This window comes from Paraburkholderia dipogonis (assembly GCF_046027395.1).
GTDB classification, from domain to species: domain Bacteria; phylum Pseudomonadota; class Gammaproteobacteria; order Burkholderiales; family Burkholderiaceae; genus Paraburkholderia; species Paraburkholderia dipogonis_A.
This window is the reverse complement of sequence record NZ_JAQQEG010000010.1, coordinates 18,303-44,105: the sequence shown is the minus strand read 5'-3', so window position 1 is coordinate 44,105 and position 25,803 is coordinate 18,303. Positions and strand designations below refer to the sequence as shown.

Below are 25,803 nucleotides of genomic sequence, written 5' to 3'. Positions count from 1 at the left end.
GTCCGTTTCGCGCGAGCATGTGCAGGCCCATGCTGATTGAACCGGCGACTGCTTCACCTATTTGAAAGAGGATAGACCCCATGCAAGCCCAAGAGCCATCGAATTCTCCCGCCGCGTTCGCTTCCTTAGCGCCATCTCCCGCGGAGCAACGCCCGGCGCTACCGTTCTATCGTGGCGGTCAGGACGACAATAAGGCCACGGCGCCGAACGGCGCCATCATCAACGCCGACTTTCTTCGTTACGCCGCCAACTCGAGAAAGGGCATACGCGTAGAAAACGTTCGGCCGGGCATCCATGTGATCCTGGGCTACCACAGCGTCAACTGTATCGTTGTGGAGGGAGCGACCGGCTTGATCGTCATCGAATCGGGCACCAAGTTCGGCCATGGCCGCGAGCTGCGCCAGATGATTCGCGGCTTCAGTGACAAGCCGATCAAGGCAGTCATCTATTCGCACCATCACTACATTGGCGGCGGTGCCGGCCTGCTCGACGGCGAGAAGATCGCGGACGTCGCGGTCTACGCCCATCCGTTGATGGAACATCTGGACGCCACGACCAACGACCTGCTCGGGCCGATGCAATTGCGCCGCATCGGCATTCAGTTTGGCGCCTATCTGCCGTCGGACGGTCCCGATGCGCGCCTCGGCGAAGGCGACAAATCCTTTGACGAGCCACATCTGAACGCCGCGGCCCCCTTGAAGGTCACGCATGCAGTGGCCGACAAGGAAGTCGTGACTGTCGATGGCGTGAAGATCCGTTTTCATCACATCATCGGCGACACGCGCGACTCACTCGCCATCGAATTCCCCGAACTGGACGCGGTAGTAGCCAACTCGGCGCTCGGGCCGGTGGCCTATCCCCTCTATACGCTGCGCGGCGACTTCTTTCGTACACCGGACGAACTGATCGCCAGCCTCGACCTGTTACGCACCCTCGACCACACCTACGTGATCCCGGTGCATGGCGTCCCGTACACCGACAAGGCGTCGGCACAGGCGGCCCTCACCGCTCATCGCGACGCGTATGCCTTCATCTGGAACCAGAGCCTGCGCGCCATCAACCAGGGCATGACACCCGATGAGATGGTTGCCAGCATTCATCTGCCCGAGCATCTCGCCAACCATCCTCTGCTGTACCCGGGTTATATCGACTGGGAATACGGCATCCGCGGCATCTACCGCGGCATGGTGGGCTGGTATAGCGAAGACGGGGCCGACCTGCATCCACCGGCGCCAGCCGAACTGGGCGAGGCGCTCGTGGAAGGCTTTGGGGGTGCCGACGCCTTCATTGCCCGCGGGCGCCGCGCGATGGATGAACGCAAATACAACCTTGCCGCCAGACTGATGAGCCTGCTGCTTGGCGCCGAACCGGACAACCCGGCAGCGCGCCAGCTCAAGGCCGATGCCCTGCGTGCGATGGCGCAAGCCACCCGTACCGGCGTGCAGACCCGTAACTTCATGCTCACCGAAGCGCTGCATCTCGAGGGCAAAACCGACTGGCGCCGCATTTCGCCGAAGTCGTTCTTCGGGGCGCAGACCGTGGAAACGCTGTCGGCGAAGCCTCCGCAAGATCAGGTCAAGCTGCTCGAACTAAGCGTCGATCCGCAAGCGGCCGCGGGAGTGCGCACCAGCGTGACATTCCGCTTTCCCGGCCACGGTGCTTGCGGGCTGCTGCTACGCCCCGGAATCGCCGAGTTTCGCAGCGAGGCGCCCGGCGAAGCCGCGATCGAAATGAGTCTGAGCGTGCGCACGATGTCGCAATTGACTTTACATCAGACAAGCCTGAGCAAAGCCGTGGCTAGCGGCGACATTCAGGTCACGGGTGATCCTGGCCTGATACCAGTCCTGGAAAAGGTCCTGGCGCTGGCACCACGCCAGGACTGATGGCGATTTGTTGGCGCCAGCCGTATCGGCGCCATGCGTCAGCCGAGTTTCCCGAGATCGACACACAAGGAATCACCCATGTCATCCCAAATCGAACATCACTATGTGACGCTCAACGGATACACCGCGCACTTCGCCAGCTGCGGCGCCTCCGACCGTCCGCTTCTGCTCTTTGTGCACGGGTTTCCCGAAAGCTGGCTGGCCTGGCGCGGGATGCTCCAGTCATTTGGTCAGTATTACCATGCAGTCGCACTGGACACCCGCGGCATCAATGAATCGAGCGGTCCGGAAGACGTGCGCGGGTATCGCGCGGGACAGATGGTGAAAGATCTGGTCGCGCTACTCGATCATCTAGGGCACGAGAAGTGCATCCTGATCGGTCACGACTGGGGCGGTGCGATCGCTTGCGCATTTGCCATCGCGTATCCGCAGCGACTGCACGGCCTCGTCATGATCAACGCCGTACATCCGGCCGTGTACCGTCGCGAGCTGACCGAAAACGCTGCGCAAAAGGCAGCGAGTGCCTACATGAACTTTTTTATCGGCGATGGTGCGGAAGCGGCGCTCAGCGCCCACAACCATGCTTATCTGCGCTCGATGTTCACCGAGGGCGGACAGTCCGATGCCCTGCCGCCCTGGTTCGACGCCGCGGCGCAGGAGGAGTACCAGCGCACGTGGTCACAGCCGGGCTCGATCCGGGCCGGGCTTTCATACTACCGAGCCTCGCCGCTGCATCCTGCTAGCGGCGAGGACCCCGGTGCACAAGCCGTGATCTTCGATGATGCCGCGATGACGGTGAGCGTGCGCACACTGGTGATCTGGGGAGAGCGAGATCGCTTCCTGCTGACTGGATGCCTGAATGGCCTGCAAAAGTACATCCCCGATTTGCATATCGAGCGAATCGCCGACGGCAGCCACTGGGTGATCCACGAGCATGAATCCCGCGTGACTCAACTGGTCGCCCAGTTTGTGACGGATCGTATCAACCTGTCGTGAGCGTGGCTTTGCCGGAACGTCGCGCGGTGCCACCGCGCTTTCGGCACATTTCTCACGACGTGCCGTAACGATTCACATCGGCGTTGACGGGCCCTATCTGGTGCCTCTATAGTTAACCTGTCTGACCAATTGTATTTTTGGTCTATCCAATTTATGAAAATTTCGCCGGCGGTTCAGTGCTCAACAAGCATCCCGGCTTGCTCGCCGCTATGAACATGTTAGTCATCCGTATTTCATGCCCTGCACGGCCGAACGGCAACGAAGGCGAGCCTGTGCAACGCGAATCCAATACTCAACTGATGAAGGACCGGTTAGCTGCATGAACCCCTCCCCGTATAAAACGTCGCAGACGGCACAAGCTTTTACGCCAGCCATCTATGCCGGCCTCGCCGGCAAGTCCGTACTCAACACAGGCGGCGCGAGCGGCATAGGCCGTGCGATGGCGCATGGCTTCGCGCGACACGGCGCCCGCCTGACGCTGCTCGACCTGGATGCGGCCGGCCTCGCGGCCACCAAGGCGGAGCTGGAAGCTGCCTATCCGCATATCGAAGTGGAAACCGTCACGGCGTCGATCACTGACCCCGCCGCCGTCGAAGCCGCCTGTGCCGACACCGAAGCCCGCTTCGGGCGCATCGACATCCTGCTCAACAATGCCGGAATTTCCATGAACAAGCCCTCGCTGGAACTGACACCAGACGAGTGGCGCCGTGCCATCGACATCGACCTGTCCGGCGTCTTCTACTGCACGCAGGCTGCCGCCCGTCGCATGGTGCGGCAAGGCGGCGGCTCCATCGTGAGCACCGCGTCGATGTGGGGCCTCGCCTCATCGGCCCGGCGCCTCGCCTACTGTGCCGCCAAGGCCGGCGTCGTGTCGCTCACCCGGTCGCTGGCGGCGGAGTGGGCTGAGCACAACATCCGCGTCAACGCGCTGTGCCCGGGCTACACGAGCACCGCGTTAATGGAATCGCTGCTGGCCCGCAAGGCCATCGACGGCGACGCGCTGCTCGCGCGTACGCCACTGCGGCGCTTCGGCACGCCTGAGGAAATGGCCGAAGTGGCGCTTTTCCTCGCCTCCGACTCGGCCGCGTTCATCACGGGCCACGCGCTGGTATCCGATGGCGGCTGGACCGCCGACGGTTTCTGAACACGCCGCTTCGCGATTTCGACTGGTATTCAAGGATTTCCGCATGTCTGAACGTAGCCTCCTGCACCCCACCGCCGAATGGGTGGAACTGCGCGCCACCGACGATGACTGGGCGCGTGCCGACCCTGCGCTGCTCGGCACAATGCTTAGCCATTTGCACCTGATCCGCGGCTTCGAGGAAGCCGTACTGGAACTCGCGGCAGAGGGACTGGTGCATGGCCCGGCCCATTCGAGCATCGGCCAGGAGGGCGGCGCGGTCGGTTCAATCGTCCCGCTTACCGGCACCGACCAGATCAACGGCTCACACCGCGGCCATCATCAGTTTCTGTCCAAGGCATTGGGTTATCTCGCGCCTGCCGGCATCGATCCTCACGCACCGTTTGCGCCGGCCATTCAGAACCTGCTGCAGCGTACCCTGGCGGAAATCCTCGGTCTGGCTCAGGGTTTCTGCAAGGGCCGCGGCGGCTCGATGCATCTGCAGTGGGCCGAAGCCGGCGCACTGGGCACCAATGCGATCGTGGGTGGCGGCGTACCGATGGCCGCCGGCGCCGCGTGGTCGCATCGACACGCCGGCACCGACGACGTGGCCATCACCTATTTCGGTGATGGCGCGGTGAATATCGGCTCGGTTCTGGAAACCATGAACCTGGCTGCCGCGTGGAAGCTGCCGCTGTGCTTCTTCATCGAAAACAACCGCTACGCCGTCTCCACCACCGTGGAAGAATCCACGGCGGAGCCGCGCCTGTCAGCGCGCGGTATGGGGTTCAACATCCCAAGCTGGAAAGTAGACGGCATGGATCCGCTGGCGGTCTATCTGGCCACCCAGGAAGCGCTCGCGCATATGCGCGCCGGTCTTGGGCCGACCGTGATCGAGGCAGACGTCTATCGCTTTTTCCATCAGAACGGGCCGTTTCCCGGCAGCGCCTTCGGCTATCGCAGCAAAGACGAGGAACAACATTGGCGCACCCGCGATCCGCTCGACCTGATCGCGCGTCGCATGCAGGAGCGCAAGCTGATCGGCGCTGACGAGATTGCCGCGCTGCGCGAGCGTGTGAAGCAGGGAATGCGCGAAGCCATCGAGGCGCTCACCGAAGCCGATCCAGCCAGGCCCGGCAAAAAGCGTATTCGGCCCGACCTGTGGCCGAGCCCGGACTTCCGCGACGTTGGCATCCGCAGCGAGTTGCGTGAGCTCGAGGGCCTGCGCTACGAGGAAGAGGCTGACTTCACCGGCAAGCTGGACACGCGCAAATTTATCGACGTGGTGGCCGACGTCATGCACCGCCGCATGGACACCGACCCATCAATCGTCGTCATGGGCGAGGATGTACACCGCCTCAAGGGCGGGACCAACGGCGCCACCCGTGGCTTGCGTGACAGCTTTCCAGGGCGGGTCCTTGGGACGCCCATCAGCGAGAACGCATTTGTCGGCCTTGGCGGCGGGCTTGCGCTGGATGGCCGTTACAAGCCAGTGGTCGAGTTCATGTATCCGGACTTCATGTGGGTTGCCGCGGACCAGATCTTCAACCAGATCGGCAAGGCCCGCCACATGTTCGGCGGCGAAAGCGATGTGCCGCTGGTCTTGCGCACCAAAGTGGCCATGGGCACCGGCTACGGTTCCCAGCATTCGATGGATCCGGCCGGCATTGTTGCCACCAACCCTGGCTGGCGCATCGTGGCCCCTTCGACACCGTTCGACTATGTGGGTTTGATGAACACGGCACTGGCCTGCAAGGACCCGGTGCTCGTGATCGAGCACGTCGACCTTTACAACGCCACGGGTACGGGCCCAGTCGATGATTTCGACTACCACCTGCCGGTGGGCAAGGCCTCGGTACGCCGCAGCGGCATCGAACTCACGGTGATCACCTATCTGTCGATGGTCGGCCACGCGCTCGAAGCCGTCGAGCAGACCGGGATCGATGCTGAAGTGATCGACCTGCGCTGGCTCGACCGGGCCAGTCTCGATTGGGAAACGATCGGACAGAGTCTCAAGAAAACCAACAACGTGCTGATCGTCGAGCAAGGCGCACGCGGCACATCGTATGGCGGCTGGCTGGCCGACGAAATCCAGCGGCGCTACTTCGACTGGCTGGACCAGCCCGTGCAGCGCGTCACCGGTGCGGAAGCTGCGCCCAGTATCTCCAGGGTGCTGGAACGCGCCGCTGCCGCGCGCACTGAGGAAGTGGCCGAGGGTCTGCGTCAAGTCATGCGCGACAAAGGCGCGGCCTGAGCAGCAGCGCCCGAAAGATATCGAACCGATTGATCGTATTCAAGGAATTCCCATGACGCTGAACATGATTGCTCCGCTGGAGGTTGGCATTGCGGTGCGCGACCTGCCGCGCATGCGCCGTTTCTACGAGCAGGTACTGGGTTTCGCGTTCGTCAGCGAAATCGCCGTGCCTGCCGCCAAGGCTGTGCAGGCGGCCTTACATGAAGCCGGCTACACCGTCGTGCGCCTGCAGACCTCCAATGGCGAACGCATCAAGCTGCTTGCGCCGGAGCAACCACCGGCGCCGCAAGCCGCGCCAGCGTACATCCTGGGTGAGGCCAATGCCACCTACCTGACTTTCATCGTGGACGACATTCAGGCCGTGATCGACAGGCTTCACGCCGCTGGCGTGACCTTCCTGACCGGCGCGCAGCGCGTCGAGGTGCGGCCCGGCACCTACCTGTCGTTCTGCCGCGACCCGGAAGGCAATGTGCTCGAGATTGTCCAGTACGCGGATATCGCGACCTATCGCCCCGAGCTTTGCCAGCCGAGGAACGCCTGACATGCCTATCCTTCTGCGCATGCCCGAGGTAGCGGCCAACGCGACCCAGGCCACGCTGCAAGCGTGGACAAAGAATGAGGGCGATACGATCGCGGTGGGCGACTGCATCGCCGAAATCGAAACCGACAAGGCCGTCGTCGAACTGAACGCCGATAGCGCCGGTGTGCTGGGCCGCTGCCTGATTGCCGCCGGGCAAAGCGTCGAGGTCGGCGCGCCAATCGGGGTACTGTTGATCAATGGCGAAACTTCGGTCGATGTGGATGTAGTGATCGCAGCGGCCGCAAACGGTACGCAAGCGTCTGGGGCAAACGCCGCTCCCGATACAAGCGTCTGTTCGTCCGGGGGTAACGACGCGGCAACGGGCGCGCTCGCATCACAGCCGGTCCGCGTCTTTGCCAGCCCTCTTGCGCGCCGCCTCGCCGGCGAGCGCAAACTGGACCTCGCCAGCCTGATTGGCAGCGGCCCCAAAGGCCGGATCGTCAAGCGCGACGTCGAGGAGGCTGCGGCCATGCTTGCGTCGGGCGAAGCCGCCGCCTTGCCCGTGGTTCGCGAGGCCGCGCAGCCAGTGCAGTCCGCCGGGACGTTCGTCGAAGTCCCGCATAGCAATATGCGCCGCACGATCGCCCGCCGCCTGAGCGAGAGCAAGTCCACTATCCCCCATTTTTATCTCACTGCGAACTGCCGCATGGAGCGGTTGCTTGCGCTACGCACCGAGATCAACGCCGGCGCGGCGCGAAAAATGTCGGTGAACGACTTTATCGTACGCGCCGTGGCGGTCGCCTTGCGCGAGGTGCCGGCGGCCAATGTCGGCTGGACGGACACCGCGATGCGCCAGTACACGCAGGCCGATATCGCGGTGGCGGTTTCGACCGATGCGGGCCTCATTACGCCCATCGTGCGCGCGGCCGATCAGAAGCCGCTTTCCGTCATCAGCGCCGAGATTGCCGAACTGGCAGCGCGTGCGCGCGCCGGACGATTGCGCCCGGACGAATACCAGGGTGGGAGCTTTAGCGTCAGCAACCTCGGTATGTTCGGTGTGGCCGAGTTCGCCGCAATCATCAATCCTCCGCAGGCCGCCATCCTGGCTGTTGGCGCCACCCAGTCCATGCCGGTGGTGGACGGCGGCGAAATCCGCGTCGGGCAGGTCATGCGCTGCACGTTGTCAGCAGACCATCGCGCACTCGACGGCGCGCTCGCGGCGCAATGGCTGGCCGCCTTCACGCGCCTGCTGGAAAACCCGTTGACGATGCTGATCTAAGGAGCAGGAAGTGATGAACGCCTCGTTTGATCTGATCGTTGTCGGGGGTGGCCCCGGCGGCTATGTTGCCGCGATCCGTGCGGCCCAGCTCGGCATGAAGACCGCACTGGTCGAGAAAGCTCAGTTGGGCGGGGTCTGCCTGAACTGGGGCTGCATTCCGACCAAGGCGCTGCTGCGTTCGGCCGACGTGCTCAGGATGGTGAAGCACGCGGCATCCTTCGGTGTACGAACGTCAGCACCTGGCGCCGACCTGCCAGCGATGGTCGCCCGCTCGCGAGCGGTGGCTGCGCAACTGAACAAAGGCGTCGCTCACCTGATGAAGAAGAACGGCGTGACCGTATTTGAAGGTCATGGCCGCCTTGCCGGCAAGCGCGCACTGGAAATCACCGGTTTGAACGACGAAGTGAACACCGTTTCGGCCACCCACATCCTGTTGGCAACGGGAGCACGCGCACGCCAGTTGCCGATGCTTCCCGCCGATGGCGAGACAGTTTGGACCTACCGCGAAGCACTGACACCCCCGATGACGCCCAAACGGATGCTGATCGTTGGCGCGGGTGCGATCGGCGTCGAGTTCGCGAGCTTCTATCACGCGATTGGCGTAGCCGTGACGATCGTCGAGATGGCCGAGCGCATCCTCCCTGCGGAAGACGCCGAGATCGCCGCGCACGTCGCCAGCAGCCTCGGCCAGGAAGGCATCGTGATGCATACGGCTACTCATATCGAGCGCGCGCAGCGCACGGCATCAGGTTGGGCGATTGACCTGCAGGGCGACCAGACGGCCAGCACGAGCGTCGAGGTCGATGTGGTGCTGGTGGCAGCCGGAATCGTCGGCAATGTAGAGAATCTGGGCCTGGAACATAGCGCGGTCAAGGTCGAGAAGACGCACATCGTGACCGACAAATTCGGCTATACCGGCGAGCCCGGCGTCTACGCGATCGGCGACGTGGCCGGCCCGCCGTGGCTGGCGCACAAGGCCAGTCACGAGGGCGTCATCTGCGTGGAGCATATCGCCGGACTGCAACCGCACGCACTCGATCCGGAGCGCATCCCAGCCTGCACCTACAGCCATCCGCAGGTAGCCAGCGTGGGACTTACCGAAGCACAAGCCAGGGCACGCGGGCATCAAGTCAAGGTCGGCAAGTTTCCCTTTGTGGGCAACGGCAAAGCTATTGCCATGGGAGCGACTGCGGGGCTGGTCAAAGTGGTGTTCGACGCGGGCAACGGCGAGCTGCTCGGTGCGCATATGGTGGGAGAGGAAGTCACGGAGATGATTCAGGGCTATGCCATCGCGCAAGCGCTGGAAACCACCGAAGCCGATCTGATTGCGGCCGTCCTGCCGCACCCGACGATGTCCGAGGCCATGCACGAAGCGGTGCTCGCGGCCTACGGGCGTGCACTGCATATCTGAGGGATTCGCAGAGCGCACCCGCACTGACCTCCATGGAAACGATCATGTACAACTTCGAGCAACGCACGCTTCTTCTTACGGGCGCGAATGGCGGCATTGGCCGCGAGACGGCCCGGCTTTTTTTCGCGCATGGCGCGAACCTGGTGCTTGTGGACCTCGACGCAACGGGTCTGACGGCCTTTGCCCGCGAACTGGACCCGGACGGCGCGCGCATCGTCACACTCAGCATGGACGCAGCCAGCCCGGATGATTGCGCGCGCGCCGTCGCACTGGCGCAGGGACGCTTCGGCGGCATCGATTTCCTTGTACCGTCCGCTGGCCTCTACCAGGACCAGCCGGTCGGCGAGATGACCGACGCGCAGTGGAGGCAGACGCTCTCCGTCAATCTCGACGGCGTGTTCTACCTCGTGCGCCGCGCAATACCGGCGTTGCGCGAGAACAGCGCCATTGTCAACCTCACCTCGGTGGCCGCGCATCGAGGCGCTTACTCCAATGCGCACTACTCAGCGTCCAAAGGTGGCCTGCTCAGTTTCACCCGCAGCCTGGCCAGGGAACTCGGTCCACGCACGCGCGTGAATGCGGTGTCCCCCGGCATCATCGAGACACCGATGACCGCGGGTCTGATCCTGAAACGTGGCGCCGATTCAGTCGAGCAGACGCCGCTGAAGCGCCTCGGCCACCCACGCGAAATCGCCACGGCGATCGGCTTCCTATGCAGCGATGCCGCCAGCTTTGTGACCGGAGAAGTGCTGCATGTCAATGGCGGCCTATACATCGCCGGTTGATGGCATGACGCATTGATCGATCCGACGGCAAACCTTGAGACAAGCGCGACTGAAGGCGCCGACTTCCCCATGCTTGCCGTCAAACCCAGATCACAACCCTTTCCCCCGTTGCATCGGAAGCACACCATGATCAAACTTCAGGACCCGTCCCTTCTGCGTGAGCAGTGCTATATCGATGGCCGCTGGATCGATGGCGATCGTCACATCGACGTCACCAATCCCGCCACCGGCGAACACGTCGGCCGGGTGCCGGCGCTCGGCGCCAGCGAGACGCGCCATGCCATCGAGGCCGCCAACCGTGCGCTGCCCGGCTGGCGCTCCCGCACGGCCAAGGAGCGCTCGGTGTTGTTGCGCAAATGGTTCGAACTGCTACTCAGCCACCAGAACGACCTTGCCTGCATCATGACGGCTGAACAGGGCAAGCCTCTCGCGGAAGCGCGTGGCGAAATCGCTTACGCGGCGTCGTTCATCGAATGGTTCGCCGAGGAAGGCAAGCGCGTCTACGGCGAGACCATTCCCGCACCGCTCAGCAATCAGCGCATTGTCGTGACCAAGGAGCCGGTGGGCGTATGTGCTGCGATCACCCCATGGAATTTTCCCGCGGCCATGATCACCCGCAAGGCCGGCCCGGCGCTGGCGGCCGGCTGCACCATGGTACTCAAGCCCGCTTCGCAAACCCCGTTGACAGCCCTCGCGCTGGTGGCGCTGGCCGAACGCGCCGGCATTCCCGCCGGCGTATTGTCTGTGGTAACCGGGTCGGCTGCCGCCATCGGCGGTGAACTCAGCAGCAACCCGCTGGTACGCAAGCTCACCTTCACCGGCTCGACGGAAGTCGGACGCACCCTGATGATGCAGACCGCCTCCACCATCAAGAAGGTATCGATGGAACTGGGCGGCAATGCGCCGTTTATCGTGTTCGACGATGCGGATCTCGATGCCGCAGTCGAAGGCGCGATTGTGTCGAAATACCGCAATGCCGGCCAGACCTGCGTTTGTGCCAACCGCCTCTATGTGCACGCCAGTGTTTACGACGTCTTTGCGCAGAAGCTGGTCGCCGCCGTCAGCGCGCTCAAGGTAGGTGACGGCAACGAAGACGGCGTCCGTGTCGGTCCGTTGATCGACGCAAAAGCGGTCGTCAAGGTTGAGGAACATATCGCGGACGCACTCGCCAAGGGCGCGCGGGTACTTTGCGGCGGCCAGCGCCACGCGCTCGGGCAATCGTTCTTCGAGCCCACCGTTCTGGCTGACGTGAAACCCGGCATGCTGGTGGCGCGCGAGGAAACGTTCGGTCCGCTGGCGCCCCTCTTCCGCTTCGAGACCGAGGACGAAGTGGTCGCAATGGCAAACGATACTGAGTTTGGCCTCGCGAGCTATTTTTATTCGCGCGATCTCGGCCGCGTGTGGCGCGTCTCGGAGCGGCTCGAATACGGCATGGTCGGCGTCAATACCGGTCTGATATCCAATGAGGTTGCGCCGTTCGGCGGCATCAAGCAATCCGGCGTGGGCCGGGAGGGATCGCATTACGGCATCGAGGATTACCTGACCATCAAGTACACGTGCATGGCTGGGCTCTGACAATGAACCTGGCCACCGATTCAGGCGGCGGCCAGGCTCCGGCTCCAGGGAAGCCGTCACCGTCCCCGGACCTCGCCCGCCCTACGCCCCGCTCAACCTCTTCCAGAATGTCGCTATGCAGATAGATGGCAATACCCAGCTCGTCGGCATCATCGCCTCGCCGATCGCACACGTGCGTACTCCCCAGCTCTTCAACGCCGCTGTGGCAAGGCAAGGCTTGAATGCGGTATGTGTGCCGCTCCATGTGGATGCCGCGCAGTTGCCGGCGTTTCTGGCCGGCGCGCAAGCACCGCACAATCTGCTTGGACTGGTGGTCACCATCCCGCACAAGGAAGCCGTGGTCGCCGCATGCGGCGAGTTGACCGACACCGCCCGGCTGGTGGGCTCCGTCAATGCGATGCGCTTTGACCGGACAAAGGGGCATTGGGTCGGCGCAAATTTCGACGGCGACGGCTTCGTCGCCGGCTTGCGCGAACGCGGGCACACGATCAGTGGAAAACGTGTTCTGCAAGTCGGCGCGGGCGGCGCCGGCAAATCCATGGCCTACGCAATTGCCCGCGAGCGGCCGGCCGAACTCGTCATCCATAACCGTTCGGCCAGCAAGGCCGCGGAACTGGCTGCGCAATTGAAAAAGGCACTGCTTGACGTATCGATTCGCAGCGGAGACAACAATCCTGCTGACTTCGATATCGTAGTCAATGCCACTGCCCTCGGCTTGCACGACGGCGATGCGATCCCGGTACAGGCTGAACTGCTGAGCGCTGGCACGCTGGTGTGCGAGGCGGTGGTCCGGGATGAAGATACGTCGTTACTAAAGACGGCGCGCGAGCACGGCTGTCCGGTGCATCACGGGCAATGGATGCTGTATGGACAGATTGTTGAAATTGCCCGGTTCCTTGAGGTCCCGCTGGAACCCCAATACGTTGAGCGCATGCTGGGCCCTTTTGACGACCGCTGATGCCACCGTGGTTCCCAATGCGTCAAAGTTCGACATACAACATCGCTTCGCCCTGGTGAACCAGACGCTGGAATTCCGCTACCCATTGGGAGATTTATCATGAACGCTCGCGACATCCTTCTGACCAAGGAAACACTAGTGCGCCATGCCGATGGCGTCTATACGCTGGGAGGCCAGGGTAATTCACTGGTCGTCGATCTTGGCGACACCCTGCTCCTCGTCGATGCGGGCCCTGGGGACGAGATTACCGAGGCCATGATTCAGGAGCTCAGGGGCAGCCTCGTCAAGCCGGTTGCTTATCTGGTCTACAGCCACGGCCATATGGGCTACAACAACGGCGTGTGCTACTGGCAGGACGATGCGGCGAGGCGCGGCCATCCCGCGCCAATTCTTATTGCACAAGAGAACGTGCCTGCGCGGTACCGCAGATACCGCGAAACAGCAGGGCTCCAGGCATATACGAACGTCCGGCAGTTCCGCAGCGGCTATCCCGCCGACCCGCCGGCACACTGGTTCCAGATGCCCACGCTGACCTATCGCGAACGGCTGGTGGTGCACGGGAGCGAGCGCGAGGTCATCCTGATGCACGTCCCCTCCGAAACCGATGATGGCACCGCAGTATGGATTCCAGATGTCCACACGCTGTTTGCCGCGAACGCCTTCATCAAGACATGCCCGAATGCGGGTTCGCCCTACCGGATCTTTCGCGACCCCATGCGTTGGGCGCAAACCCTCGACCAGCTTGCCGAACTGCGCCCGCAGGTGTTGATCCCGCAGTTTGGCAAGCCGGTGACCGACTGCGCCGACATCCACGAAGCGCTGAGCGTTCCCGCACGCGCCATGCGATATCTGCGCGACGAAGTGCTCAGACGGATGAATCAGGGCATGGAGGAAAACGACATTATTCATGACGTTCCGCTGCCAGACGAGTTGTTTGGCAGCAAATTCATGAAGCCGGCCTACGGGTGCGCAGAGTACCTCATGCACGACATCTGGCGCTCGGAGAATGGATGGTGGAATCGCAATCCGACAGACCTGCACCCGGCCCCGCCGGCGCAGGTCGCCGCAGCCGTGCGGCGCGCGCTGGCCCACCCGGAAAAAGTACTCGCGCGTGCTCGAGAGCTGCAGGCTGCCGGTGAAATCCAGCTTGCGCTGCATGTGATCGACCTGCTTACCGAAGGGGACGCGCGGGACACGCTCGCGAACGAGGCAAGGGCGCTGAAGGCGCAACTCTGCAAGGAGAGAGCCGGCACGGTTACCGCTGCCGTATCGCACAACCTCTATTTGAGCGCCGCAGACGAGTTGCTAGGGTTGCCGGCGGGGGCTGACGACCTCGCCCGCGTCGACTCATACGAGTGGAAATGAGTGGAAGTAGTCAGAATTCGACAGCAGGGGATCAAAACATGCAATCCAATATAAGCAAGGCGATCGACAAGCAGGTTAAGCCAGATGCTGGCCTGGGAATGCCTGCGACCGGCGAACTGCTCGAGAACATCGTGCCGGGGGTTCATACCCTTGGTGGACAGCGCAACACACTTGCCATTGAAACCGCGCGCGGCGTGATCATCGTCGATGCCGGACCCGGTGGCTGCGCCACCGAGGCAATGATTGCGCGGTTACGCGAGCTGACCCCGGCACCCGTGCTGGCTATTGTCTATAGTCATGGCCACGCCGGCTACAACCGGGGCGTGCCGCAGTGGCTGAAGCACGCCGCTTTGCGCGGCGAGCCACGGCCGACCACGATTTCCCACGAGGGCGTGCCAGCAAGCTATCAGCGCCAGCTCCAGGCTGCATCGCTGCAGGCGTGGATCAATAATCGGGAAAACAGAGAGGCGACGCAGCCGTACACCGCGGATGACTGTCCGATGCCCGACCAGACCTTTGGCAGCAAACTGGTGATCGACGGCGCGGATCGCACCGTTGAACTGCTGAGCGCTCCATCCGAAACGGACGACGCGCTCGCCGTCTGGTTGCCCGCCCAGCGATTCCTGTACAGCGGACTTTCGATGAGCCGCGGAATCCCGAACGTTGGCATGCCGCTGCGGACCCTGCGGGACCCCATGCGTTGGGCCACTACACTCGAGCGCCTCCATGCGCTGGCCCCACTCTGCGTATTGCGTGAATCTGGCGCGCCGATCAATGATCCGAAGGACATTGAAGACGCCTTCCTCGTGCCGGTGCGGGCACTACGCTATCTCCGACAGGAAGTGGTCAAGCGGATGAACGCCGGGATGAATGAACGCGAAATTCTGCATGACATGGTGTATCCGGAATCTTTTTTCGATCATCAATTCATGCGGCCGATATTCGGTTCACCGGACTACATCGTGCGTGCGATCTGGCGTACGGAGAACGGCTGGTGGGACCGCAATCCGGCCAACCTGCATCCGGCCAGGCCGGCGGATGCCGCCAACGCAGTACTGTCTGCGCTTCTCGATTCCACGCACATCCTCGACGAAGCCAGGCGGCTACAGGCACAAGGCGAAATTCAACTCGCCATGCATGTGATCGACCTGCTCGCGCTCTCGGGCGAAGATCGTCCAGACGTGAAGGCGGCACGGCAAATCAAGGCGCAGTTGTGCCGGCAGCGGGCCATGCAAGTGTCTTCCGTCGTTTCCCGGCAGATTCTGCTCAGCAGCGCGGAAGAGTTGCTTGGTCTTCCGATTGGGAGCACGAGTGCCGGGGATCCACCCGCATCTTTTTAGTAGTATGCCGTGATGTCGCCGACGCCCCCAGGCGCTGCAAGACTCGATATGCGAAATTGCTTCACCGGGTCAATCTCAGACAACGCGGCATCGACGCGGCACCATGCGAATCGCGCTTTAGTCGGGGGCGCCAGGCTGCCGTCATTTGACGGGTGCCGGATCCTCGTCCATACCGGCCACGGCATTGAGCGCGCCACAATCGAGTACGCGAATCGATGAATACGCCAGGCAAATAAATCCTGCGTTTTCGAGCGCCTTCAGTTCACGGTTGACGGATTGCCGCGACGCGCCCAGCAACGCGGCGAACTCTTCCTGCGATAACTTCAACGTAATGGACACCGTCTCGCCGTGCCGGACCCCGTGGACCGGCAGCAGCGACAGCAGCGCGCGCGCCACCCGCACTCGCAAAGGTGCCAAAGCACTTGCTGCGGCGCTGCCATACAACGCGCGAGACCGCTTGCAAAAGAGCCGCAGGAGCGCCTGTGCCAATCCCGGGTCTTCCCGGACCGCCTGCGCGAACACCGCCCTGGGAATGAGCAATGCCACCGCCTCGCCATGCGAGCGTGCGTCATGGACAGGGCCGCCGCCATCGAGAATGGGGATGAGCCCGAAGATCAATCCAGGCCCGAGATAACCGATTACGAAATGCTTGCCTGAAACGGTGGACAGCCCGACCTCGATCGAACCGCTCAACACCACGACAAGTGCCTCCATCTCACCGCCGGCTACGGCCAGTACGTTTCCATCCAGGTACTTTGCAATCCTGCCGTTTTCGACGAAGCGCTCCAGTGTCTCACTGGCCGCACCGCGCAGGTCATCCGAGCGGGCCAGTAAGCTGCGCGCCAATGCGCGATAAGGGGAATCTGGGAATTGTGTCGTCATTGCGACAGATTGCTGCGGCGCACCACGCTCACACTGTGCAGCACATGAATGAGATCAGACAAGACGTGCCCCCGAGAGACATTAAATGAAGCCAGAGCAAACAACGTTGCCTCCCGACTCCTTCCTTCATACGGCGGACCCGGCCGCAGGCTATCTCGGCCGGATCGGTAAAACGTTGCGGGAGTCTACACCATGGTGGAAGCCCCACAGCCGCGCGCCGCACGGCACACCGAACGTCATCGTGATCTTGCTCGACGATCTTGGCTTTTCGGATTTCGGTTGCTACGGCAGCGAAATCCGCACGCCGAATATCGATGCGCTGGCCAGCGCCGGGCTGAGATTCACAAACTACACCACGGTTCCGATGTGCACGCCGGCGCGTGCAGCGCTGCTGACTGGCAAGAACCCTCATTCGGTTGGCTGTGGCTGGCTGACACACAGCAGCCCCGGCTATCCGGGCTACATGGCGGGCGAAATGTCGGAGGACGCGCCGACCATTCCGGAACTGCTGCGCGAGCGCGGATTTTCGACCTACGCGATCGGCAAATGGCACAACACCGGCGACCATAACGTCTCGCCAACCGGCTCACGAAACTCCTGGCCTTTGCAGCGCGGATTCGACCGGTTTTACGGCTTCCTCTCCGCGGAGACCAACTATTTTGCGCCGGGGCAATTGGTCGAAGGCAACAGTTTCGTCGATACCGACGTCTACCCGGAAGACTACTATTGCAGTGATGACTGGACCGACAAGGCTGTCAGCTGGCTCAAGTCTCATCAAAGCAGCAGCCCCGACAAACCGTTCTTCCTGTACCTCGCGCACAACGCGCCCCACGTGCCACTGCACGCAAAGAAGGACGATATCCAGCGTTATAGCGGCCTGTATGAGAAGGGCTGGGACACGGTCCGGCAAGAGCGTTACGCGCGCCAGATCGAGGCCGGACTGATTCCGCAAGACTGGCGCTTGTCCGGCCGTTCGCCGAATATCGCGGACTGGCATACGCTCGATCAGCCGACCCAGGCGCTCTATGCCAGCTATATGGAGCTCTATGCAGCGATGGTCGACAACATCGACCAGAACGTCGGCCGCCTCACGGATTTTCTCAAAGACGCCGGACTGTTCGATAACACGCTGATCATCCTTACCTCAGATAACGGCGCCTCTTCGATCGGAGGCCCGGAGGGGTCGGCGAACATCTTCGAGAAGCGCGTGGCCGGCGCCGAGACAGCCGGGCTGGCGAGCGAGATGATGCGTAGCGGCAAGCTCGGCGGCATGGAATCGTATGCGGCGTATCCGGTCGGATGGGCCAACGCGTCGAATACGCCATTTCGCTTTTATAAGCGCACGCCGATGAACGGCGGTATCCGCGTGCCCTACATCGCGCACTGGCCGCAAGGCATTCTCGACGGCGGCGCGATACGAACACAGTGGATTCACGTCACCGATACCCTGCCGACGCTACTGGAACTGGTTGATACGCCCTACCCCGCAACCTTCCGCGGTCATGCTACGCGCGGACTCAACGGTCAGTCCTTCGCCGGCATGCTCGACGACCCGCATCAGGTTTCGCGGCGGGACCGGCAACATTACGAGCTGGAGGGCAATCGCGGCTATATCAGAGACAACTGGAAAATCGTCTCGCTGCAGCCGCCCGGCACGCGCATCGATCTGGACAACTGGATGCTCTTCGATCTCGCCAGCGATCCCACCGAGTGCGATGACATCGCCTCATCCCACCCCGAACTGCTGGCGGCGCTCATCGCCGAGTTCGAGGCGCACGCGCAGGCCAACTACGTCTACCCGCTCGATAACCGGGACAGTCGTCGTGGGCTTTGCGTTCCGCCGTTTGCCGAGGCGAGCCTCGGTCAGGCCAGGACCTTTTATCCCGACACGTCCACCGTGCCGGGCACCGTCATCTCACCTCTGATCGCCGACCGGAATTTCGAGCTGGAATGCCGGTTCGAGTACAGCGGCGCCGAGGAAGGCGTCCTGGTGGCTGTCGGCAACGCGTTCGCGGGCTTCACCTTCTTCGTGGATGGCGCGCGATTGCACTTCACGTTTCGCAGCGGCTCGAGCCTGACGGAATTGACCGACATCGTACTGGCTCAAGGCGTCAATCATCTGGTGCTCGAGCACCGTGCAACCGGTGACCGGCGCGGCATCGGCCATCTCAGGCTCAACGAAACCCCGGTAACCCCGGCCTTTGCGATGACCCCCACGATCCTGCGCCTGACTGGAGAAGGTCTCGACGTGGGACGCGACCGCCGCATCCAGGTCAGCGAGCATTATCGGGACCGCGGCGCGTTTCCCTATGCTGGACGAATCCATTTCGCACGTCTGACGCCCGGCGCGCAGGCGCCCGGCAGCATCGCGAACCGGCCTGAACAGTTGGCGCAGCTCGACTAACCCGCCATGCCGCGAAACCGTTCCGCGACACATTGCAAACGAGCGAAGCCACTGGCTCCTTCCTTCTCGCACCGAGACCTATCTTGACTGCCTCTGCCGACTACCGACCACTAGCCGCCTGGTCCATCGCCCTGCTGCTGACGGGTCTCTCGCTGATCAACTTCCTCGACAAGATCGTGCTCGGGATGGTGGCCGTGCCCTTGATGGCCGAGTTCAATCTGTCACCTGCCGCGTTCGGCGTGATCGCCGGCAGCTTCTTCTGGCTTTTTTCGGTGTCAGCGGTCGCCGGTGGCTTTCTCGCCAATCGCATCTCCACGCGCTGGATCTTGCTGGCGATGGCCGTGACCTGGTCATTGCTGCAAGTGCCGCTCGCGTTCGCCGCCGGCGTGCTGCCGATTCTAAGTTGCCGCGTGATCCTCGGCGCGATGGAAGGACCGGCTGCGCCTGTGTCGGTGCACGCGGTATTCAAATGGTTTCCCAACCACAAGCGCAGCCTGCCGGTGGCGGTGATCAACCAGGGCGCCGCCTTGGGCGTGATCGTCGCCGGCCTCGTGATTCCACTTGTCACGCGCGGCTGGGGCTGGCGCATGAATTTTCTGATTCTGGCCGCCATCGGCGCGATCTGGAGCGTTCTCTGGCTGTGCTTCGGGCGGGAAGGACAGTTGCAGGAGGCCGCAGCGTCATATCCCGGCGTGACCAGCGCCGATGGACACGCAACAGCCAAACCGGCGCGGCTGCCGTACCGCACGATACTGAGCTCCCCCTACGTATTGCTCGTCTTCCTGCTGGGATTTGCAGCGTACTGGACATTGGGCCTCGTGCTGACCTGGCTGCCCGCCTACCTGGAAAAGGGGCTCGGCTTCAACGGCATCACGGCCGGCCGGCTGTTCGCAATGGTCGTGCTCTGCAGCACACCGACCACGATCGGCCTGTGCTGGTTGTCGCAACGCCTCCTGACGAGCGGAGCGTCGACCCGAAAGGCGCGCGTCCAGTTAATCAATTTTTGCTTTGTGCTCAGCGGCGCGCTGTTCCTCGCATTGGTCGCATTCGATCTCACACCGATGCAAAAAGTACTGCTGTTCACGTTTGCCAGCGCCCCACCCGCCGTCTGTTTCGCACTGGCCTCGCCGATACTCGCCGAACTGGTGCCGGCGGGGCAGCGTGGGGCCATTTTCGCGATTCATACCGCGCTGTCGAGCCTCGCCGGCGTGATTGCCCCAGCGGTGATGGGTCGGCTGCTTCAAGCGCATGGCACCGCAGACGCACACGGCTATGAAACGGGCTTCCTGATCGGCGCCGTTGTACTGATCGCCAGCGCGCTCGCCAGCCTGTGTTTCCTGCACCCTGAGCGTGCATCGCAGGTGCGCCGCACCCGCGCCACAGAGCCAGCTTGACGATGCTTGCGACGGTCCGATTGCGGTGAACTGCACAACGCATACCCACTGCGACTCGCTCTACCCTGTTCTTTTTACGCCACCGGCTTGCCCCGCAGCAAAAGGAAAACATTCATCATGACGTCCCAGCATTTTCTTGCGCCCGTCACCGCCGACAACTTCGTGCGTGCGGAGTCACATTTCTATTTTGCAACGGCCGTCCGACAGGGCAGTTTCGGCCGGTTCTTTCATCGCCGCGCGCTGGCACCGGTCGAACAGCAAACCATCGTACGCGTCAATCGCGACACGCTTTATTCAACGGCGGTATTCGATCTCGATGCCGGCCCCGTGACAGTCAAGTTGCCCGATGCGGGCGACTGTTTCAGGTCGATGGTCGCAATCAATGAAGACCAGCACGTCGGCACTGTCGTGTACGACGCTGGGGACCATACGTTCTCGAGGGAACAGATCGGCACGCGCTATGTGCTGATTGGCGTGCGCACACTGATCGACCCAACAGACGCCGATCAGGTTCGCCGCGTGCATGCGTTGCAGGACGCGATCGAGGTCGAGCAAAAGGAAGCTGGCCACTTCGACGTGCCGCAATGGGATCCGGTGAGTCAGAAGAAGGTTCGCCTCGCCCTGCAGACATTAGGCGACACACTGCCCGACTCGAGAGGTATGTTCGGCACGCACGACGAGGTCTCGCCGGTGCGGCATCTGATCGGCGCGGCCAGCGCATGGGGCGGCAATCCCGAGCGACATGCGATGTACCTGATGGTCAACCCGGCGCGCAACGATGGCGCCACCTGCTACCGGCTTTCGGTGCGGGACGTGCCGGTCGATAGCTTCTGGTCGATCAGCGTCTATAACGCTGCAGGCTACTTCGAGCCGAATCCGCATGCCGCCTACACGCTCAATAACCTCACGGCGCAAAGAGAGAAAGATGGCTCGATCTGCGTGCAGTTCGGTGGCTACGATGGAAAGACGCCCAATTGCCTGCCGATCACGCCGGACTGGAACTACATGGTGCGGCTTTACCGGCCACGCCCAGCAATCCTGGACGGCAGCTGGAGCTTCCCCGACGCGCAGCCGGTGAACTGATTGAAGCATTGATCGTCGCGCCCTGTACCCGCGTACGCGCTACCGCTAACCAATCCGGCCCGGCCACGCCCTCCTAACGAGGTAAAGACACAATGATTAAACCGCATTCGAATACAGGATCCATCGCCCTTGCGGCTGACGAAAGCAGCGCACCGCCGCTGCCATCGGAGTCGCATGTCCGATCGTTGACGCCGGCGACAGCGCGCGCCATCGCAAAAGAGGCCTACATTTATGGCTTCCCGCTCGTGGACTCGTATCGAATCCAGTATTCGTACTTCGTGGACCGTGACCATCCGGAATACAAAGGGGCGTGGAATCGCGTTCACCACATCGCGCGCGTCTACACGCCGGATGACCAGGCGATCCAGACGCCGAACTCGGACACGCCGTATTCGCACCTTGGCGCGGACTTGCGCACCGAGCCATTGGTGCTCACGGTCCCGGAGGTGGAAAGCGCCCGCTATTACGCGCTCCAGTTCATTGATCTGTACACGTTCAATTTCGCCTATGCCGGCAGCCGGACCTCGGGCAACGGCGCCGCCAGTTTTCTGCTGGCCGGTCCGCACTGGACGGGCGAGAAGCCGGAAGGCATTCATTCCGTGATCCGCGCCGAAACGGATTTCGCTTTCGTGTTCTATCGGACACAGTTGTTCAATCCAGCCGACATCGAAAACGTAAAAACCGTGCAGGCCGGCTATCGGGTACAGACGCTGTCGCAGTATCTCGGCAAGCCGGCTCCGACCGCGCTGCCGGACGTGCGCTTCGTCAAGCCTCTCACGAGGGAACAGGAACGAACGTCGCTCGATTTTTTCAACGTCATGAACTTCGTGCTGGGGCTTTGCCCACCGCATGCATCCGAAGAAGCGCTGCTGGCACGGTTCGCCGAACTGGGCATCGGTGCGGCGCAGCCCTTCGACGCACAAGCGCTCGCCCCGGAAGTTCGCCGCGCGATGGAGGACGGCATCGCGGATGCCTGGCGCGACTACGATGCGCTGGAGAAGCAGATGGCCACCGGCGAACGTACGAGCGGCGACGTATTCGGAAACCGGACCTACCTGCAGAACCATTACCTCTATCGCATGCTGGCAGCGGTGGATGGCATCTATGGAAATTCGAAAGAGGAAGCCATTTATCCCGGCTATCTCATCGACTCCGACGGCCAACGACTGAACGGCGCCCAGCAGCGCTACGCGCTGCGCTTCGCGCCCGGCCAGTTGCCACCGGTTAACGCATTCTGGTCGCTTACGTTGTATGAGGCTCCATCGAGATTCCTGTTCCCCAACCGGCTCAATCGCTATTTGATCAATTCGCCCATGTTGCCGGAGTTGAAGCGCGATCCCGACGGCGGCGTGACGCTCTACGTCCAGCATGCATCGCCTGGCGAAGACAAGGAATCTAACTGGCTACCTGCACCGGCCGGCCTTTTCATCATGGCATTGCGCCTATTCTGGCCGAAGCCCGCAGCACTCGATTGCAGCTGGAAGGCCCCGGCGTTGCACAAGGTTCACTGAGCCGTCCGAACGTCGATCGCGGCGGCGACCGTGCTGCGCGTGTTGACGCCTATGACCTCGCCGGCAGCGCCGACGGCCGTGAGCGTATGAGCGGCGCTGCCGGGGTCACAAGCCGCACCAAGATTTCAAGCAAAAAATATGTAGTGCTACGTTAAATGCGATGTTCGCGATTTAACAGGAATCACTTTCGCCTGGACGTATTGGGGGGCTGGATCGCCGAACGGCGTGTGTGCAGCCAGCCGGCATCTGCTTGAGTTTGCTTCACCCCGTGTCGGTCAGACACGGCAAACACAAAGAGGAGACATGCATGCGTTTTATCAGTCAGGGTATTTGTGGTGCCACATTGATCCTAGCTGCAGGCAGTGCTGCAGCGCAATCAAGTGTGACGCTCTACGGAGTGGCCGATACGTTTGTGCAGTATCAGAACAATGGCGGCGCGCATTCGTTTGCCGAAAAAAGCGGTGGCAGCACGGGTTCCCGGTTCGGTCTCAATGGCAAAGAAGATCTGGGGAACGGTCTGCGCGCAATTTTCGACGTGGAGAGCGGTTTCAATATCGCTAACGGGGGATTCTTCGTTGACAGCACGGCGCTATTCTATCGTCAGGCTTGGGTCGGGCTGTCGGACGAGAAATATGGATCGCTGACCTTTGGTCGCCAATATGCGCCGACCTTTTGGGCCGTTTTCCCGACCGACCCATACCGTGGCGACGAAACCCTCTCGCCGCTCGCAGCCGCTGCGGCGACCGCCGATAGAAAAACGCTGGCCACACAGACCGCATCCGCTCGAACCAGTAATTCAATCGTCTACCAGTCGCCTGTGGTAGGCGGACTGAAGCTTTATGCGATGTATGGCCTGACTGCGACGGTGACCCAGCCGGTGCCGGAGACAGTGGGCAATACACTCGATCTTGCAGCGACGTATTCGGGTTACGGTTTCTACGCAGGTCTGGCCTATCAGAATCAGCATCCGGGGACGGAAACTATCCCTGGGCTGCCGTCTGCGTTGAATCTGTTGGGAACGGAGCATTTCACCGGTGCACTCGCCTATCGGATCGGTATCGTGAACTTCCAGTTCAACTATGCGTATAACCGCTCGAAGGACGCGCCGGCGAAGTCGTTGGCGGCCACGCTTGGCGCGGCGCATTCGTTCAGCGTCGCTGAATTGGGCGCGACGATTCAGGCGACACCCGCCGATACCATCGAGATCGCTGGCATCGAGCGCAACGTGCGCGGCGTGCACGACAATACGCCTGGCATCCAGATCGGCATCGACCACAACCTGTCCAAGCGCACAGAGATTTACATGCGCGCGGGATACATGAAGAACCACGGAAGCGCGACCATGAGCTGGCCGGGCACGACGGTGACCGGGATCGACACGTCGCAGACCATCGTGGCAATAGGGATGGCGCATCGCTTCTAACAGACGTTGGCGCTATTTGCGACGCCACCAGGCGGTGCCGTTGATAGCGCCCGACCCGTGCGAAAACGGGGGTGAGCGAGTGTGCTCGGAATTTCAGGAATTTGACAACAGGAGAATTAAATGAAGACAACTCAGGCAATCAGGCGCGTCGCTGGCGTGCTCGTTGTTATGGCGTCGCTAAACGCTTATGCGCAAAGCAACGGTGAGACCGCCGCACCGGCGGTTTCTGCCGCGTCGGCTACGAACGCGAAGGCGGCCAATCGCGCGTTGCAAAAGAACGTGCTGCGTGCGTTGAGCAAGACCAAGGGACTTAACGTAACCGCCATCACGGTTCGGGCCAAAAACGGCACCGTGATGCTGGAAGGCACCGTGCCGGAACAGACGCAAATCGAGCTGGCGACGCACGCCGCCCAGGATGTGGCTGGCGTCAGTTCGGTGAGGAACGAATTGACTCTCGCGGGCCCGGCAGGAAGCCAGTAATACATCGACGGATTCGACGACTCTGCTGAAGCCTTCGTCAGCAACTGAGCGAGAAGTCTTCGCCATTAGGGGCGGGCAGCCGGTTAGCCGCCTTGTCCGCGCCTGGCGACCGGCTGCACGTAGATCGTCAACGAGCCGTCAGCGCCGTTTTTCAGCGTCCCGCTCCTGGTGCCGGGAGAATCGCCGTTATATCCCTGTCGTCCCCAACGCTGCATGGCTCGATATGCGAATGCACATCGTTTGGTCAACCCATACAACGCGGCATCAGCGCGGCGTCATACGGATCGCGCCATCGAGACGCACGCTCTCGCCATTGAAATAGACGTTGGTCACGATGCTCTCGACCATCGCGGCGAATTCCTCGGGCCGGCCGAACCGCTTGGGAAATGGCACCGATTGCATGAGTGCATGCTGTACGTGGTCAGGCGCACTGCGCATCAGCGGCGTTTCGAAAATCCCTGGCATGATCGTGTTGATGCGAATGCCGTCGTTCATGAGATCACGCGCGATAGGCAACGTCATCCCCACGATACCGGCCTTGGACGCACTGTACGCTGCCTGACCGATCTGTCCGTCCTCAGCCGCCACCGACGCCGTATTGACGATCAGCCCCCGCTCGCCATCGGCGAGCGGGACTAATTCAAGCATGCCCGCGGCAGATTTCGCGATGCAGCGAAACGTGCCGATCAGGTTGATCTGAATCGTGCGCTCGAACCTGTCGAGCGGATAGTGCTTCGCTTCGCCGGTTGTCTTGTCGCGGCTTGCGGTTTTGATTGCATCGCCCGTACCCGCGCAGTTGACCAGAAGACGTTCCTGGCCATGAGCGGCGCGTGCCTTTGCAAACCCTGCATCGACTTGCGCGCCATCGGTCACATCGACTCGGCAGAACACACCGCCGATCTCGCGCGCGAGCGCATTGCCGCGCTCCGCGTCGACGTCGAAAATCGCGACACGCACGCCACGCAACGCGAGACGCTGCGCGGTGGCCGCGCCGAGGCCCGATGCGCCTCCGGTGACTACCGCTGAAACCGTTGAGTCGAGCATCATGACGAATCACGCTCCCTGTCGATGATCACCTTGCTTGAGCGCCGACACGACCGCACGGCACACCGCCGAAGTGGCACGCTGCGCCCTGCGGCT

Annotated in this window: 20 protein-coding genes; 18 read left to right on the top strand and 2 right to left on the bottom strand. The window is 62.2% G+C overall.

The window, feature by feature from the left end; genetic code table 11:
• Positions 1-80: 80 nt before the first annotated feature.
• The 12 genes from PQR32_RS12120 (at position 81) to PQR32_RS12065 (ending at position 15,486) form a co-directional block, all read left to right on the top strand.
• On the top strand, positions 81-1,883 hold the full coding sequence (locus PQR32_RS12120; protein ID WP_408226330.1) for an alkyl sulfatase dimerization domain-containing protein: 1,803 nt from the start codon (positions 81-83) through the stop codon (positions 1,881-1,883).
• A gap of 105 nt (positions 1,884-1,988) precedes the next feature.
• Positions 1,989-2,879, top strand: coding sequence for an alpha/beta fold hydrolase (locus tag PQR32_RS12115; RefSeq protein WP_408226327.1), 891 nt, complete (start codon positions 1,989-1,991; stop codon positions 2,877-2,879).
• Positions 2,880-3,198: 319 nt separating this feature from the next.
• Positions 3,199-4,023, top strand: coding sequence for an SDR family NAD(P)-dependent oxidoreductase (locus tag PQR32_RS12110; protein ID WP_408226324.1), 825 nt, complete (start codon positions 3,199-3,201; stop codon positions 4,021-4,023).
• Between the two features lie 43 nt (positions 4,024-4,066).
• Positions 4,067-6,253, top strand: a complete 2,187-nt coding sequence (locus tag PQR32_RS12105) for an alpha-ketoacid dehydrogenase subunit alpha/beta (protein WP_408226321.1) — start codon at positions 4,067-4,069, stop codon at positions 6,251-6,253.
• 52 nt (positions 6,254-6,305) lie between these two features.
• Entirely contained in the window at positions 6,306-6,794 is a 489-nt protein-coding gene (locus PQR32_RS12100; RefSeq protein WP_408226318.1) for a VOC family protein, read from the top strand.
• A gap of 1 nt (position 6,795) precedes the next feature.
• Positions 6,796-8,052: a pyruvate dehydrogenase complex dihydrolipoamide acetyltransferase gene (locus PQR32_RS12095; RefSeq protein WP_408226315.1), complete on the top strand. Its 1,257-nt coding sequence runs from the start codon at positions 6,796-6,798 to the stop codon at positions 8,050-8,052.
• A 13-nt stretch (positions 8,053-8,065) separates the two neighbouring features.
• Positions 8,066-9,463 carry a dihydrolipoyl dehydrogenase gene (lpdA, locus tag PQR32_RS12090; protein WP_408226312.1) on the top strand — a complete coding sequence of 466 codons (1,398 nt, stop codon included), beginning with the start codon at positions 8,066-8,068 and terminating at the stop codon, positions 9,461-9,463.
• Between the two features lie 32 nt (positions 9,464-9,495).
• Complete coding sequence (locus PQR32_RS12085; protein ID WP_408226309.1) at positions 9,496-10,248, top strand: SDR family NAD(P)-dependent oxidoreductase; 753 nt, start codon at positions 9,496-9,498, stop codon at positions 10,246-10,248.
• A 126-nt stretch (positions 10,249-10,374) separates the two neighbouring features.
• Positions 10,375-11,823, top strand: a complete 1,449-nt coding sequence (gene gabD / locus PQR32_RS12080; RefSeq protein ID WP_408226306.1) for an NADP-dependent succinate-semialdehyde dehydrogenase — start codon at positions 10,375-10,377, stop codon at positions 11,821-11,823.
• A gap of 115 nt (positions 11,824-11,938) precedes the next feature.
• Complete coding sequence (locus PQR32_RS12075) at positions 11,939-12,781, top strand: shikimate dehydrogenase family protein (RefSeq protein WP_408226303.1); 843 nt, start codon at positions 11,939-11,941, stop codon at positions 12,779-12,781.
• Between the two features lie 99 nt (positions 12,782-12,880).
• On the top strand, positions 12,881-14,146 hold the full coding sequence (locus PQR32_RS12070) for an alkyl sulfatase dimerization domain-containing protein (protein ID WP_408226300.1): 1,266 nt from the start codon (positions 12,881-12,883) through the stop codon (positions 14,144-14,146).
• 38 nt (positions 14,147-14,184) lie between these two features.
• Positions 14,185-15,486, top strand: a complete 1,302-nt coding sequence (locus tag PQR32_RS12065) for an alkyl sulfatase dimerization domain-containing protein (RefSeq protein WP_408226297.1) — start codon at positions 14,185-14,187, stop codon at positions 15,484-15,486.
• Positions 15,487-15,627: 141 nt separating this feature from the next.
• Here PQR32_RS12065 and PQR32_RS12060 read toward each other — a convergent pair whose 3' ends face one another.
• The gene (locus PQR32_RS12060; RefSeq protein ID WP_408226294.1) at positions 15,628-16,368 is read right to left on the bottom strand and encodes a Crp/Fnr family transcriptional regulator; all 741 of its coding nucleotides are present in this window, start codon (positions 16,366-16,368) and stop codon (positions 15,628-15,630) included.
• Between the two features lie 85 nt (positions 16,369-16,453).
• Between PQR32_RS12060 and PQR32_RS12055 the strand changes: the two genes are divergently transcribed.
• From PQR32_RS12055 to PQR32_RS12030, 6 genes are all read left to right on the top strand, one after another.
• Positions 16,454-18,772, top strand: coding sequence for an arylsulfatase (locus tag PQR32_RS12055; protein ID WP_408226291.1), 2,319 nt, complete (start codon positions 16,454-16,456; stop codon positions 18,770-18,772).
• An 83-nt stretch (positions 18,773-18,855) separates the two neighbouring features.
• Complete coding sequence (locus PQR32_RS12050; RefSeq protein ID WP_408226288.1) at positions 18,856-20,166, top strand: MFS transporter; 1,311 nt, start codon at positions 18,856-18,858, stop codon at positions 20,164-20,166.
• A 117-nt stretch (positions 20,167-20,283) separates the two neighbouring features.
• Positions 20,284-21,249 (top strand): DUF1254 domain-containing protein, encoded by a 966-nt coding sequence (locus tag PQR32_RS12045; protein ID WP_408226285.1) that lies wholly within the window; start codon positions 20,284-20,286, stop codon positions 21,247-21,249.
• 245 nt (positions 21,250-21,494) lie between these two features.
• Entirely contained in the window at positions 21,495-22,760 is a 1,266-nt protein-coding gene (locus PQR32_RS12040) for a DUF1254 domain-containing protein (protein WP_408226282.1), read from the top strand.
• 307 nt (positions 22,761-23,067) lie between these two features.
• Positions 23,068-24,183 (top strand): porin, encoded by a 1,116-nt coding sequence (locus PQR32_RS12035; RefSeq protein WP_408226279.1) that lies wholly within the window; start codon positions 23,068-23,070, stop codon positions 24,181-24,183.
• Between the two features lie 120 nt (positions 24,184-24,303).
• Positions 24,304-24,663: a BON domain-containing protein gene (locus PQR32_RS12030; RefSeq protein ID WP_408226276.1), complete on the top strand. Its 360-nt coding sequence runs from the start codon at positions 24,304-24,306 to the stop codon at positions 24,661-24,663.
• Between the two features lie 264 nt (positions 24,664-24,927).
• Here PQR32_RS12030 and PQR32_RS12025 read toward each other — a convergent pair whose 3' ends face one another.
• Positions 24,928-25,710 carry an SDR family NAD(P)-dependent oxidoreductase gene (locus tag PQR32_RS12025; RefSeq protein WP_408226273.1) on the bottom strand — a complete coding sequence of 261 codons (783 nt, stop codon included), beginning with the start codon at positions 25,708-25,710 and terminating at the stop codon, positions 24,928-24,930.
• Positions 25,711-25,803 lie beyond the last annotated feature (93 nt).